A 15,245-nucleotide genomic window follows, 5' to 3' on the forward strand; every position below is an offset into this window, starting at 1 on the left:
TCTGTTAAGCCTGACGTAAAGTCCTTTTTGCACAAACTGCCGACCATTCTCCATCTCTTACTACTTCAATCAGTTCAAGGTAAGGATTTTTTTCTACTGCAGACTTAACCTCCTTTGTCTTAGTGTCTATAATTCCTGAAGCTATAAATAATGCACCGTCTTTTAAATGACTTACTATTTCTTTCTGCAATAGGATTATTACAGGTGCGAGTATATTGGCAACCACTATATCATAGCAATTCTCACCTATATCTTCCTGCACTTTTTTATCTTCAAGTATATTTCCGCATATAAGCTTCATACTACTGTCATCAATATCATTAGCTTTCATATTCTGGTATACACATTCCTTTACATTATCATCCACATCGACTGCCATGACCTCATCAGCACCCAGTTTCAATGCCGTAATGCCAAGTATTCCGCTGCCGGTGCCTACATCAAGTACTTTTATACATGTATCGGATTTTTTATTGTTAATATTCTTATTTTTTTTAATTCCCGGTAAAAAGCTGCTTTTGGGCATACTTATTTTCCCTTTGTGAGCATTTTCCGATTTTGCAGATTTCTTTTTGAGCTCAGCTATATACTTTCTTAAAAGTTTTATACAGAGCTTTGTAGTTTCGTGTGCTCCTGTGCCAAATGCGGTTCCCGGATCTATCTCTACCATGGTTTTATATCTCATATTTTCAGGAATCTTTTCCCATGTAGGTTTTATAACTATGTCTTCTATCTTAAACGGTTTAAAATACTGTTTCCAGTTGTTAATCCAGTCTTTATCCTCAGTTTCATCTTCTATAATTATACATGAACCTATATCGCTAAATACATTAAGCTCCATAAGCTCTTCATTTACCGTATTTAAGATTTCTTCATTATCCATACCGTCTTCAAGATAAAAGCTTACCTTTGCCTTGCCGTCATCTTTAGGCAGTTCAGGCAATATATCTATAAACATCCCCTTCGTCTCTTCATCAGTCAATGGTACAAAATCTTCTATTTCAATGCCTTCTATACCTATATCATTTAAAACTGCACTTATCATGTCAACAGCATCAGTTTTGGTCATGATAGTATACTTTTTCCATTTCATAAAACCGGACCTTTCAATAATTTTTTAAATACATTATATATTTTTAACGCTATGCGGTCAATCACCTGAAACATACTTTAAAAAAACCGGTCCCATTATATTAAATAACGATTTTAAGCAGCTTGATATTATAAAGGTTTAAAGTTATAATACCTTTAAGGAGGTTGATATGAGAATATTATATAAAAATTTAAAAATTTGTTTTACAAGTATTTTTATAAAAACATTAACTATTTTCAACTATTGCCGCAAAAGCATAAAGTTGCATGCGGTTTTGCTGGCCGCCTTTGCCGCAGCAGCTATATTTACAGGAATAAAAATAGAGGGTTTTAAAACCCTGGCAGCCGAGGAAACTCCAAAAACAGCACAAGTAAGTGTAAAAGAACATTTCTTAAGTACGGATTCAAAATATATAAACTATCTCTGGAATGATAAACAATCAGCAGTTCCTGATGCAAAGGTTTATATATTTGAGCCCTCTGATTTTAACGGGCATACAGTATGTATAGATCCCGGACATGGAGATAACTCACATCCTGCAGCAACGCTTAAAAAAGAGAAAGTTTATCCGGTTGAGGATGAAATGCTTGCAGGCATGAATACTTCCATGAAAGGCAAAAAGGCATTTGACTTCGGTGTTGAAGCACGTGATTATAAAAATGTATATGACAATAACGAAACCGAACCCGAATATACTTTAAAGGTCGCCTTGCTTGTAAAAGATAAACTCCTTGCAAAAGGATACAGGGTAGTACTCACAAGAACCGAATACAATCAGAATCTCTCAAATGGTGCAAGAGCGGTACTTGCAGGTGAAACTTCGGATATAATGATTGCAATTCATACAAATGCAAGCGATAAAAGGGGAGTTCGGGGTACTATGGCATTTTATCCGGGCGATAATGATTTTATGGACGGAACTTTACACCCCGGTTATACTAAGATTATGGGAATAGAGCAGAACGCCGCATCTTCACAAAAACTTGCCTCACTTCTTGCAGACAATGTTTCAAAAAGTGCAGGATTTAAAAATCTCGGTTCACATTCAGCAGTGCTTAGAATATTTTCATATTCAAGTATACCTGTAAGTCTCGTCGAAGTAGGATTTTCAGATCAGATAGATGATGCCAGGATCCTTATCGAAAAAAAGAATGAAGCGGCTGAAGGTATAGTTAAAAGCGTTGATGAGTATTTTTCAAACTAAAACGGACTTGCTAAAACAGACTTGCTAAAGTCAGTTTCGATTTTTTAGGGGTGAAAGTTTTTCTGTAAAATACACAAAACACAAATGGGATTTTCGACAAATTATTTTGTTTTAATTTGTGAAATTCCCATTTGTAATTTTAATATCAATATAATAATAATATAAATTATATATTTAAATACGATATTAATTAAAATTAGTTATATTTTATATTTTAAAACACAGATTAATTAAACTGAGCTCCGGCACCCCTTAATACATGTTTAGCCAGCACTGAGGTTGTTATGCTTCCAACTCCCCTTGGAACAGGGCTTATATAAGAAGTTTTTCCTTCTACTGCATCATAATCCACATCTCCACATAAAACTCCGTTTTCATCAACATTTATGCCTACATCAACTACTACCGCACCTTCTGAAACCATATCCGCCGTGATCATCCTTGCCTTTCCGGCAGCTGCTATTAAAATCTCACCTCCACGGCAGGTACCTGCAAGATCTTTAGTTCTCGTATGGCACATGGTTACAGTAGCATTGCGTTTTAATAAAAGCATGGCAAGCGGCTTTCCTACTACCATACTTCTGCCTACAAGAGTAACTCTCTTTCCTGTAAGATCAATCTTGTAATAATCAAGCATCTCAATAACCGCCTGTGCAGTACATGGCGGATATCCGCTTAAATCTCCGGAGAATACTTTGGCTATATTTGCATTGCACATACAGTCCGAATCCTTATGCGGCTGTATAACTTCAAGTACGGCATTCTCATCAAGGTTTTTAGGAAGCGGTCTGAACATAAGTATACCATGTACACTTTTGTCTGAATTGATCTTATTGAATTCAGCCTCAAAATCTTTTTGTCCTACATCCTGTGCAAGTTCATGTACTTCACATTCTATACCTATATCAGCCATCTTCTTTATTGCACCTTTTTCATAGGCAAGGTCATCCGCCCTGCTTCCTACTCTAAGTATGGCAAGTTTAGGAACTATTCCTTTTGCTTTAAGTTCAGAAACTTTTTTTACCATATCTTCCTTCATAGCTGCGGCTACTTCAGAGCCTTTCATAACTATCGGCATATTATCACCTCTTTACCCTGTCAAATATTTTATCTAAAAAATTAAAGCTTTACGAATCTCTTATATTGCTAAGACGGTCTTATCTTCTGCATAACAACGCCGGACACTTTTTCTTTAAGTTTTCTGCCTTCTTCTATAATGGCATCAGCTCTTGAATCAAGCTCCTTTTTATGTGCTTCATCCTTCATAAGTTTGGTATTTATAAAAATATTCAAGGAAGCACCCTCAATTGCCGCCTGTGCAAATATTATCGCAACACCGACATCACTTATAACAAGCGTACTTCCCTTTTCACCGACTATATCAAGAAGTTTCATGGCTTTAAGTACGGTTTCCATTATATTAAGCGGCACCTTGCTTGCCTTATAAAGAACATCTTCAAGAACCTTTTCCTTATATTCCTGCTGCTGCGGTGTGTCCTTTGGAAGTCCGTATGCCTTTGAAAGAGGCTCAAAAACTGCCGCATCATCATCAGTAAGCTTTATAAGCTCTTTCATAAGAGAATCTAGGTTGTTCTTAGTTTCCTTGATTTCCTCCTCAACAGCGGCATACTTTTTTTTACCTATTGTAAGATTTGCAACCATCATACCAAGCGCACATGAAAACGCACCGACTGCGGCACATGCTCCCCCGCCCCCGGGTACAGGTGCTGAAGACGCAAGTTCTTCAAGAAACTGAGTGGTTTTCTTTTCAAGCATCATATCAAACTGACCTCATTCTTTTATTTAAATTATTTTTTAGTTCTTATCGCTGAAATAAAGAAATCCCTCTAAATCCGAAGCTTCAGATACTTAATCTTATCTAAATATGTTTAATCTTATCTCACAAACTGCATTTTTATGATTTAAAATATCTGTTTGCTTGATGTTTAATCTTTATTCCATAAAATACACCCGCTTCTATATAATAAAAGCGGGTGCCTGACATTAGTACTACAGTTAATTGTCTTGTGTATTAAAGAAAATTAGAACAATCCTGAAATTACTCCTGCAGCATCAACATCAATCTTTTCAGCAGCCGGTACTTTAGGAAGTCCCGGCATCTTCATGATATCACCTGTAAGTGCAACCACAAATCCCGCTCCTGCTGAAGCCGTGATGTCTCTTATAGTAATTCTGAATCCGGTAGGTCTTCCGAGGATTTTAGCATCATCAGTCATTGAATACTGATTTTTTGCAACACATATAGGAATATTGCCAAGACCTATCGTTTCAAGATTTTTAATCTCCTTTAATGCTTTAGGTGAATAATCAACACCGTCAGCACCATATACTCTCTTTGCAATCGCTTCAATCTTTTCTTTAATCGGTGCATTTACATCATATACATATTCCATGGTGCTTTCACCCTTTGTAAGTTCAATGACTTCTTTTGCAAGTTCTTCTCCGCCTTTGCCGCCTTTTGCCCATACATCGGAGAGAGCTACATTTACACCGTATTCTTTACATTTTTTCCTTACAAGTTCAACCTCTGCATCTGTATCTGTCGGGAATTTATTAATTGCGACAACAGCCGGAAGATTGTAAACCTTTGTGATGTTTTCAATATGCTTTAAGAGGTTCGGAATTCCTTTTTCAAGTGCTGCAAGGTTTTCAGCCTGAAGTTCATCCTTTGCAATGCCGCCATTGTATTTAAGCGCTCTTATTGTAGCAACGAGAACTACTGCATTTGGACGCAGCCCTGACATACGGCATTTAATATCTATAAACTTCTCTGCACCAAGGTCAGCACCGAATCCCGCCTCAGTTATCATATAATCTGCAAGCTTCATACCCATCTTTGTGGCAATTACGCTGTTGCAACCATGTGCTATATTTGCAAAAGGTCCGCCATGTATAAATGCGGGTGTTCCCTCAAGTGTTTGTACAAGATTGGGTTTAAGAGCATCTTTAAGAAGTGCCGCAACTGCTCCCTGTGCATTTAAATCGCCTGCTCTTACAGGCTCTCCGCTTCTTGAATATGCAACTATAATATTGGCAATTTTTGCCTTAAGATCGTTTATATCATTTGCAAGACAAAATACAGCCATTACTTCTGATGCGGCTGTTATGTCAAAACCGTCCTGTCTTGTAACGCCGTCAGGCTTCTCACCAAGTCCGTCAACTATACGACGAAGCTGACGGTCATTCATATCAATACATCTTCTCCATGTAACTCTCTTAAGATCAATATCAAGCTTATTGCCCTGATGTATATGATTGTCAAGAAGTGCCGCTATAAGGTTATTTGCTGCACAAATTGCATGAAGATCTCCTGTAAAATGAAGGTTGATATCTTCCATAGGAACTACCTGTGCATATCCGCCTCCGGCTGCACCGCCTTTTACACCGAATACAGGTCCAAGCGATGGTTCCCTGATTGCAACCATTGTTTTCTTTCCGAGACCATTAAGTGCATCTGCAAGACCGATTGTGGTTGTTGTCTTTCCTTCTCCTGCCGGTGTCGGATTAATTGCCGTTACCAGTACCAATTTTGCATCCGGTTTTTTAACAAGTTCGTCATTATAATAGCGATAATCTATCTTTGCCTTATATTTTCCGTAGTTTTCCACATATTTGTCAGGAATTCCTACATAATCAGCAATTTCATTGATAGGTTTAATCTTAGCCTCCTGGGCAATTTCAATATCGCTTTTAAAACCCATTTCTGTTCACCTTATATCCCATTTCGAGATACCCTTTCATTTATTTAACATATAGCTTTATAAAATTTATAAATGCATGACCATATATGATATACATGCCTTATAAAACTTTTATAAACCATACATATATTTACATTTAAAACCGCTATGCGGCATTAATGCCTTTATAATATTGTAAACAGCTTATACTTTAATTTTATTATACGCTTTTACAAAAACAATATTATTTCTTTTTAGGAGCTGAATGTATAGACTCTCCAAATACATCTTCAAGTGCCTCGCCTACAGCTTCATTATATGTAGGATGTGCTCTCATTCCCTTTAAAAGCTGGTCTACCGTAAGTTTATTTGCAACTGCGGTTGCGAACTCACCTATCATATCCGTAGCTCTTGCACACATCATCTGAGCTCCTAATATTACTTTGCTGTTCTTATCCGCAACTACTTTCACAAAACCACGCTCTTCCTTTGATATAAGAGATTTGCCGTTTGCGCTCATCATAAATTTGCCTATACTTACTTCAATGCCTTTTTCCTTTGCATCAGCCTCTGTGATACCTACTGAACCTATCTCGGGATCTGTATATACACACCCGGGTACAATATTTAAATCAATACTTCTTTTATGCCCTGCAAGTTCTTCTATCAGGCATATACCCTGTGCACTGGCAAGATGTGCCAACTGCATCCCCTTTATAAGATCTCCTATTGCATAAACATTGTCCATCGAAGTCTTAAAATGCTCATCAACCACTACACGTCCTCGTTCCATTTCAAGTGATACGCCCTCACCAAATAAACCTTCAGTATTTGGAATTCTTCCTACTGCACACAGTACATACTGTGAAGCAATTTTAACTTCTTTTTCTTTTTCAGTATAAGTACATACAAGACTTCCGCCATCTCTTTCAACCTTACCCACTGAAACTGAAGTATGTATATCTATACCTCTTTTCTTCAATATAAGCTTAAGATTCTGTGAGATATCCTTATCCATATTTGCCACTACATTCGCAAGTGCCTCAAGTATAGTTACCTTTGTTCCCAGTGCTGCAAATACCGAAGCAAACTCAACTCCTATTACACCTCCGCCTATAATTACAAGACTCTGAGGTACCTCCTCAAGCTTAAAAAGCTCATCACTGGTAAGCACACCTTCACTGTCAAGTCCGGGAACAGGTATAAGTGAAGGCTTTGAACCTGTTGCAAGCACTATATGTTTAGCCTTGTAGCTGCCCTTATATTCTCCGTCTGCAACTGTTACACTGCCGTCTTTTTCAAGAGTGCCCTTTGCATTGATATAGCTGATTGAATTTGTTTTAAAAAGATGTTCAACGCCTTGACACAACTTATCTATTACATCCTGCTTATAAGCAAGTATTTTTCCATAGTCATAGCTTACACCTGAGGCAGTTATGCCATAGGCTTCAGCCTCTTTTATCTCTCTATATAAAGATGAGGCATGAATCATCGCCTTTGCCGGTATACATCCTCTGTTAAGACAGGTTCCTCCGACTCTTCTTTCCTCCATAACAGCCGTTTTAAAACCAAGCTTTGCAGCTTTTAACGCAGCTACATATCCTCCGGGACCTGCACCTATGACTATTACGTCAAAATTTGTTTCCATAAGCCTCCTTAATATTACATTATATTTACTGCTATCCGTATTTATCCGGTAAAGCAGTATATGATTTATATTTTAAATCTCGCACCGCTAAAGCGGCAAATGTTACACCGTATTTTATAAATCAATATCACCAAGCCATAAGATAATATCTTTTTTCATGGCATCTTTTATATCATCACTTAAAGTCGCAGAGCTGACAGCACTACACAAACTGTCCCTGTCATATCTGCAGTTTTTAAGACAACTTTCAAGTTCAGGTATAAAAGTCGTCTTCATCGCATCTGAAAAGACTGCCGTATCCTTTATAATTCCGCCCTCTACACAAAACTGTATAAGGATCTGTCCCCATTCAAAGCGTTTTGAAATCTCATACTGGAAATCAATCCTTTTTCCAAATATTACATCCCATGATGCAAAATATTCAGTACGTTTCTCTATATCCGCTCTATCAAGATCTTCAAATTTTATTATATCCGCCTTTAATCCATATACTTCCTGAAATGCCTCAAAAAGATTTCTTTTAAGCATCTCTATATCTATGCCCTGTTTAAAATCGGTAAGATTGGCAACTCTTGATTTTACTGAAGCCACACCCTTTGACATAAGCTTCTCTTTTGATACGGTAAGATATTTTGACAAATCTTCTATATTTACATCAAGCATAATTGTCCCATGATGATAACAATGTGTGCCCGTTTCATAAAATGCATTTCCTGAAAACTTTCTGCCGTCTATAAGTATATCATTGCGGCCTGAACGCTGAGCCTTGATACCGAATTTCCCGACTGCTTCTATTATCACCTGAAGCTGCTTATCAAGATTATAATTTTGCTTATCTACAAGAAATGTAAAATTTAGATTGCCCAGATCGTGGTAGACTGCCCCTCCGCCTGAAAGCCTGCGTACTATAAAGCCCCCGTCCGCCTCAAGCTTACTTACCAGACATTCCTTCCACGCATTCTGGTTTCTGCCTATAACAATGGTGTTCCTATTCTGCCACAGATACAGAATACACTGGTTTTTGGCACAGTTAAGCAGCAAATGCTCCTCAACTGCAAGATTTTTATAGGGGTAGGTTTGATTACTTTCTATATATGTGATTTTATCTATCATTATTTTATTTATATCATTTATTTTAAAACTGCCTAAGCCTGTTTTGTAAAAGGCTTAGGCCTCTTATTATACTTCGTAAAAAACCTATTGAGTTCGTTATTTGTGAAAATCATAAACACCTTTTGTATTTATATACGATTTTCTGCAATTATCAGAACTTTCTAAGGAAACGCCGATTAATCAGCGTTTCCTTAATAATTTTATTTCCATTTATATCTAAGTACCGGATTTCTTGCCGCACCGACCTCATCAAGTCTTCCGACAGGTGTTGTAACAGGTGCCATATGCAGTGCTTCAGGATCCTTTTGTGCCTGTTCATACAGCTTGCGGAACACTGCGATCGCATCATCAAGAGTTTCTTTTGATTCAGTCTCAGTAGGCTCCACCATAAGTGCTTCATGTACTATAAGCGGGAAGTACATTGTCGGCGGATGCATACCGTTATCAATCAGTGCCTTTGCTATATCCATAGCTGAAACGCCCGTTTTACGCTTAAGATCTTCAAGACTCATAACAAACTCATGCATGCATATCTGATCATAAGCCATAGTATATATATCCTTAAGCTTATCCATCATATAGTTTGCATTAAGCACGGCATTCTTACATGCCTGCGGGATGCCTTCCTTACCAAGTGTCTTAATATATGTAAGTGCCTTTACAACTACAAGGAAGTTTCCATAAAATGCTTTCATCTCGCCTATGCTGTGTTTCGGTTTAACAAATTTTTTCTCTGCATCTCCTTCAACAAGTACAGCAGGCATAAAATCAGCAAGAAGTTTCTTACAACCTACCGCACCGCATCCAGGCCCACCCCCTCCGTGAGGTGTTGAGAAGGTTTTATGGATATTAAGATGTATAACATCAAATCCCATATCTCCAGGTTTAACAACACCCATAACGGCATTGAGGTTTGCACCGTCATAGTAGTTAAGTCCGCCGCAATCATGAACTATCTTAGTAATTTCAAGTATATTCTTATCAAAAAGACCTACTGTATTGGGGTTTGTAAGCATAAGTCCTGCTATATCATCACCTGCAACAGCCTTAAGTTTTTCAATATCAACACAACCGTCTGCACTTGAAGGGATTGAAACTACTGAATATCCTGCCATAGTAGCACTTGCAGGGTTTGTTCCATGTGCAGAGTCAGGAACGATTATCTTTGTCCTCTTTGTGTCATTTCTGCTTTCATGGTATGCTTTTATAAGCATAAGCCCTGTAAATTCACCATGTGCACCTGCTGCAGGCTGTACAGTAAGTCTGTCCATGCCTGTAATCTCACAAAGATACTTCTCTACGGTCTGTAATACTTCAAGACAGCCCTGCACAGTATGCTCCGGCTGAAGCGGATGTATCTCGGTAAATCCCGGAAGGGATGCCATATCTTCATTTATCTTAGGATTGTACTTCATAGTACATGAACCCAAAGGATAAAAACCGTCATTTACTCCTCTTGATTTTTTAGCAAGCTCTGTATAATGTCTGCTTATCTCCGTTTCTGAAAGCTCAGGAAGATGAAGCTCAGACTCTCTTTTGTCCTTATCAGATGGTGTAACCACATCTACATCACATGGTGGAAATAAAGTACAGCCTCTGCCCGGTCTGCTTTTTTCAAATACTAACATTATTTCACCTCCTTTAAGATACTTACTGCCTTATCTATGCAGCATTTACCGTTTACTTCGGTGCAACACCAGAGTATCCTCTTATCATCAAGCGGATATCCGCCTAAGATTCCATTATCTTCAAGTGCCTTTAATGCCTTTTCTGATGAAACATCCGACACTGTTACAAACTCATGGAAGAACTCCGTTTTGTACTCAGGTTTAAATCCTATCTTTTCAAGTTCTTTAGCCATATAATGCGCCTTTGACATACACAATGTAGCGACTTCTTTTAAGCCTTCCTTACCTACTGCCGAAAGATATACACCTACTGCAAGTGCACAAAGCGCCTGATTTGAACATACATTACTTGAAGCCTTTTCTCTTCTTATATGCTGTTCCCTTGCCTGAAGTGTAAGTACATAACCTACCCTTCCCTTAGCATCATGCGTCTCTCCGACTATCCTTCCGGGAAGTCTCCTTACAAGTTCATCAGTACATGACATAAATCCTATATATGGACCGCCAAATGCTATAGAAAGACCGAGAGGCTGTCCGTCGCCTACTGCAATATCGGCACCGTACTCTCTGGGTGATTTTAAGATTCCGAGTGAAATCGGATTTACACTCATTATATATCTTGCACCCGCCTCATGTGTTATATCTGCAATTTCCCTTGCAGGCTCAAGATTTCCATAGTAGTTCGGATGCTGTACAAAAACACATGCAGTCCCCTGATCAATATGCTTCTTTATATATTCTACATCTGTAAGTCCGTCCTTTGCCGGTACTACTTCAACATCCATGCCGTTTCCATGACAGTATGTCATGATTGTAGCTATGGTATCGGGATGGGCAAGTGCAGAAACAAGTGCCTTTTTCCTCTTTCTTTCACGACACATCGCCACTGCCTCTGCAGCTCCGCTTGCACCGTCATATATAGAAGCGTTTGACACATCCATGCCTGTTATATCAGCTATCATAGTCTGGTATTCATATATTGACTGTAATACACCCTGACTGGTTTCAGCCTGATAAGGAGTATATGATGTAAGGAAATTCTCCTTTGTAATCACACTCTTTACAATGGATGGTATGAAATGCCTGTAAGCACCCGCTCCTCTGAAAATTGTAGGGAATATGACATTTTTCTCAGCAATCTTTGTCATATCTTTGCGTACCTGAAGTTCTGACAAGCCTGAAGGTATATTCAGCTCACCTTTAAGCATCACTTCCTTTGGAGCATCTGCAAATAAGTCCTCAAAAGATGAAAAACCTATTTCAGTAAGCATCGCCTTCTGCTCGGCATCTGTATTAGGAATATATTTTCCCACTAAATCCACCGCCTTTCTTAACTAATATATCTGTGTATGATTTTATTTTAGGCAGCCTTAAAGACTGCCATTCATTTTATTGTTTTAAATATTTTTCAGATAAACCTGCCGGTATTTTAATCTTTGATATTTCAACAAAAATACCTTTAAAGACTCCGGTATATTAATAAAAATATATGTAATATTTAATCAAGAGTCTTTAAAAATGCTTCATATTCCTCAGCAGTGAGAAGTTCCTCTTTTTCTGAAACATCTTTAACCTTAATAAGCCATGCATCATATGGTGCTTTATTAATACTTTCAGGTGAGTCAAGAACCTCTTCGTTAATCTTGCTTACAACACCTGAAACCGGTGAGAATACATCTGAAACAGCCTTTACAGACTCTACGTCTGAAAATGATTCTCCCACCTTCACTTCATCACCTTCTTCGGGAAGATTTACAAATACAAGATCTCCCAAAGCCGACTGAGCATAATCAGTAAGACCTACTGCATATTCTCCGCCTTCCTCTTTTACCCATTCATGTGATTTTGAATAAAGTAATCCTTTCTGCACTGACATAAAATTTTCCTCCTTAAAATTTATTAAATTATTTACCTCTCTTATAGAAAGGAAGTGCTACAACTTCAACCTCAATCCTGCGACCTCTTACTTCAACCTCAAACTTTGTACCAAGCTGTGCATATTCAGGATCAATAAGCGCCATTCCGACCGGATATCCAAGGAATGGGCAGTGTGTTCCGGAAGTGGTATGTCCTATTAACTTGCCGCCTGCGAAAATCTCCTGTTCTTCTCTTATAACACCTCTTCCTAAAACCTTCAAACCTACTCTCGTAATCTTTGGAGTACCTTTCGCTTCAATAGCAGCCTTGCCTATAAAATCAGGCTTATCCATCTTTACCGCAAATGAAAGTCCTGTCTCAAGCGGATCTACGTCATCATTCATCTCATGACCGTAAAGCGGCATAGCAGCTTCCATACGCAGTGTATCTCTCGCTCCAAGACCGCATGGGATAAGTCCTTCTTCTTTTCCTGCTTCAAGAAGCTTGTCCCACATCTTTTCAGCATATTTACTATCAAGATACAACTCCACGCCGTCTTCACCTGTATAACCTGTTTTTGAAACAATACACGGAATTCCTGCAACCTCTGCATCAAATACTGCATGATAGTATTTCTTCGGTATATTTTCCTCAGTAGTCAGCTTTCTTAAGATCTCCATAGCCTTAGGTCCCTGGAGTGCAAGCTGTGCGTAATCAGCTGAAACATTTATAAATTCAACGTCTCCGAACTTATGGTCAAGCATCCATTTAAAGTCTTTTTCAGTATTAGATGCATTAACAACTATAAAGTAGTCATTTTCACCCTTTTTATATACTATAAGATCATCAACAGTTCCGCCTTTTTCATTGCACATAATGCTATATCTTGCCTGTCCGTCCACCATGTTTTCAAAATTATTTGTAAGAATCTTCTGCAGATTGGCAAGTGCATCTTTTCCCTTACAAAGCACTTCACCCATATGTGAAACATCAAAAAGTCCTGCCTGTGTCCTAACTGCCATATGTTCCTTAATTACACCTGTTTCATACTGCACCGGAAGTAAAAATCCTGCAAACGGTACTATCTTACCTCCTGCCTTTACATGTGCGTCATATAATGGTGTTTTTAATTCCATGATCCTGCCTCCTTTAAATGTAGAAAATAATTTAATTTTAGTTAATAATCCTTTTTTAATGAACATATTTTGCAAAATCTAAATTAAGTTCATAAAAAGACTTATTATCATTTTAACAAAAATACACTTATATGCTTTTGTTGTGTTATATATTATAAACTAAATTTTACCTACTGTCGATAGCTAATATAAAAATTAAAACACTATTATTTACGATATTTATTCATAAATCATTTTATCGACTTTATAATATATATTGCTTTTTATTATATTTTTATGTAGTCTCATGCAGCTTTATGTATTTATCAGTTTTTCTTTATATGATATTGTTTTATCAATTATGATAATTTATTGTTAAAGTCCTTTGATATTGTTACTATTTTCTCAAATTGGCATTTTTACCAAACTTTCAAATCCTTTATTTAAGGGCTTTAAGAGGTTTTTATGTTTTGTTTAGAATATTAATATACATTTATGTGAAGCAAAACCTAACTCCAGTGTTTTTTATTAAATCAGCAGTTATGTATTTTCATAATACACTGCTCTGTATCCATTATATACTTAAATAACTGCTCTGATATGTTAAAAACTTTTAAATAAATACCCTATACATAAAAATACCCTCCTTACCGGTTTGTCCGGTAAAGAAGGTACATATCAAAATTTCATTCATTTTTATAATATCTTAATTTATAATAATCTAACCACTTATTATATTATTTACTAAAAAATCCTTTTTTTCTGGTTTTTTCATCATTTTTTGTAAAAGCATTCATCGCTTCATCATAAGCTCTAAGAGCTTCTTTTTGTGCAGGCGTCATCATAGTAGGTACTTGTACTACCAGAGTTACATAATGATCTCCTCTAAGTGAACTGCTTCTTAAAGAAGGCACTCCCTTGCCCTTAAGTCTTATCTTTGTATCTGTCTGCGTTCCGGGCTTCACCTCATATTCAACCTCACCATCAACAGTTTTTATGTTTATCTTGCCTCCAAGTGCAGCTTTTGTAAAGCTTACAGGTACAGTTGAAAATATATTTATATCCTGACGTTTAAATATAGGATGGTCTGAAACCACTGCCGATACTAGCAGATCTCCTCTGGGACCGCCATTTACACCGGGTTCTCCTCCTCCTGCCATACGCACTGAAAGCCCGTTATCTATACCTGCAGGAATTTTAACCTTAAATGTCTTTTTCTTTATAACATAGCCGCTACCCCTGCATGCAGAGCATTTATCTTTTATTACTTTTCCGCTGCCTCCGCATGCAGAACATGTCTGCACATTCTGAACAGTTCCAAAGAAGCTTTGCTGTGTATACATAACTTTGCCCTTACCATTGCATTTTGTGCAGGTTTCAGGTGTTGTTCCGGGTTTTGCACCACTGCCATGGCAAGTAGAACATTCTTCCTTATAGTTTATGCTTATCTCCTTTTCACAGCCAAATATAGCCTCTTCAAATGTAAGCCTTACACTTGTACGTACATTTGCTCCCTGTATGGGACCATTTGAAGGCCCTGAATGTCTTCTTCCTCCTCCAAATAAATCTCCAAAGATGTCGCCGAATATATCAGCGCCCTCAAATGAACTGAAATCAAAGCCGCCAAAGCCTCCGCTACCTCCGGCACCGCCTTCAAATGCCGCATGTCCAAACTGATCATATTGTCTTCTTTTTTCAGGATCACTTAAAACTGCATATGCTTCACTTGCTTCCTTAAACATCTTTTCAGCATTTTTATCACCCGGATTTGCATCCGGGTGATATTTTTTTGCAAGTACCCTGTAAGCTTTTTTTATAGCGGCATCATCGGCATTTTTACTGATACCAAGCACCTCATAATAGTCTCTTTTGTTCTCTGCCATAAT

12 protein-coding genes are annotated in these 15,245 nt (G+C 37.7%); 1 reads left to right on the forward strand and 11 read right to left on the reverse strand.

Going from position 1 to position 15,245, the window contains the following annotated elements:
- Window positions 1-4 precede the first annotated feature (4 nt).
- The gene (locus tag HMPREF9333_RS05055; RefSeq protein ID WP_005540318.1) at window positions 5-1,093 is read right to left on the reverse strand and encodes a 50S ribosomal protein L11 methyltransferase; all 1,089 of its coding nucleotides are present in this window, start codon (window positions 1,091-1,093) and stop codon (window positions 5-7) included.
- Window positions 1,094-1,262: 169 nt separating this feature from the next.
- On the opposite strand from HMPREF9333_RS05055, the gene HMPREF9333_RS05060 reads away from it, so the two are divergent.
- Window positions 1,263-2,297, forward strand: coding sequence for an N-acetylmuramoyl-L-alanine amidase family protein (locus HMPREF9333_RS05060; RefSeq protein ID WP_156797280.1), 1,035 nt, complete (start codon window positions 1,263-1,265; stop codon window positions 2,295-2,297).
- Window positions 2,298-2,523: 226 nt separating this feature from the next.
- Here the strand turns inward: HMPREF9333_RS05060 and HMPREF9333_RS05065 are convergent, their stop codons facing one another.
- From HMPREF9333_RS05065 to dnaJ, 10 genes are all read right to left on the reverse strand, one after another.
- A complete protein-coding gene (locus HMPREF9333_RS05065) occupies window positions 2,524-3,375 on the reverse strand; it encodes a bifunctional 5,10-methylenetetrahydrofolate dehydrogenase/5,10-methenyltetrahydrofolate cyclohydrolase (RefSeq protein ID WP_005540322.1) in 852 nt (283 codons plus the stop codon).
- A 68-nt stretch (window positions 3,376-3,443) separates the two neighbouring features.
- Window positions 3,444-4,076, reverse strand: coding sequence for a cyclodeaminase/cyclohydrolase family protein (locus HMPREF9333_RS05070; protein WP_005540323.1), 633 nt, complete (start codon window positions 4,074-4,076; stop codon window positions 3,444-3,446).
- Window positions 4,077-4,339: 263 nt separating this feature from the next.
- Window positions 4,340-6,019 (reverse strand): formate--tetrahydrofolate ligase, encoded by a 1,680-nt coding sequence (locus tag HMPREF9333_RS05075; protein WP_005540324.1) that lies wholly within the window; start codon window positions 6,017-6,019, stop codon window positions 4,340-4,342.
- 223 nt (window positions 6,020-6,242) lie between these two features.
- Complete coding sequence (gene lpdA / locus HMPREF9333_RS05080) at window positions 6,243-7,646, reverse strand: dihydrolipoyl dehydrogenase (protein WP_005540325.1); 1,404 nt, start codon at window positions 7,644-7,646, stop codon at window positions 6,243-6,245.
- 114 nt (window positions 7,647-7,760) lie between these two features.
- The gene (locus HMPREF9333_RS05085) at window positions 7,761-8,759 is read right to left on the reverse strand and encodes a lipoate--protein ligase (protein ID WP_005540326.1); all 999 of its coding nucleotides are present in this window, start codon (window positions 8,757-8,759) and stop codon (window positions 7,761-7,763) included.
- 200 nt (window positions 8,760-8,959) lie between these two features.
- Entirely contained in the window at window positions 8,960-10,387 is a 1,428-nt protein-coding gene (gcvPB, locus tag HMPREF9333_RS05090; RefSeq protein WP_005540328.1) for an aminomethyl-transferring glycine dehydrogenase subunit GcvPB, read from the reverse strand.
- Window positions 10,387-11,700: an aminomethyl-transferring glycine dehydrogenase subunit GcvPA gene (gene gcvPA / locus HMPREF9333_RS05095; RefSeq protein WP_005540329.1), complete on the reverse strand. Its 1,314-nt coding sequence runs from the start codon at window positions 11,698-11,700 to the stop codon at window positions 10,387-10,389. The genes gcvPB and gcvPA overlap by 1 nt, the downstream gene beginning before the upstream one ends.
- Window positions 11,701-11,885: 185 nt before the next feature.
- Window positions 11,886-12,263, reverse strand: a complete 378-nt coding sequence (gene gcvH / locus HMPREF9333_RS05100; RefSeq protein WP_005540331.1) for a glycine cleavage system protein GcvH — start codon at window positions 12,261-12,263, stop codon at window positions 11,886-11,888.
- A 28-nt stretch (window positions 12,264-12,291) separates the two neighbouring features.
- Window positions 12,292-13,380, reverse strand: a complete 1,089-nt coding sequence (gcvT, locus tag HMPREF9333_RS05105) for a glycine cleavage system aminomethyltransferase GcvT (RefSeq protein WP_005540333.1) — start codon at window positions 13,378-13,380, stop codon at window positions 12,292-12,294.
- 716 nt (window positions 13,381-14,096) lie between these two features.
- Complete coding sequence (gene dnaJ / locus HMPREF9333_RS05110; RefSeq protein ID WP_005540334.1) at window positions 14,097-15,242, reverse strand: molecular chaperone DnaJ; 1,146 nt, start codon at window positions 15,240-15,242, stop codon at window positions 14,097-14,099.
- Between the last annotated feature and the right edge of the window lie 3 nt (window positions 15,243-15,245).

It is taken from the genome of Johnsonella ignava ATCC 51276 (assembly GCF_000235445.1).
Taxonomy (GTDB): Bacteria; Bacillota; Clostridia; order Lachnospirales; family Lachnospiraceae; genus Johnsonella; species Johnsonella ignava.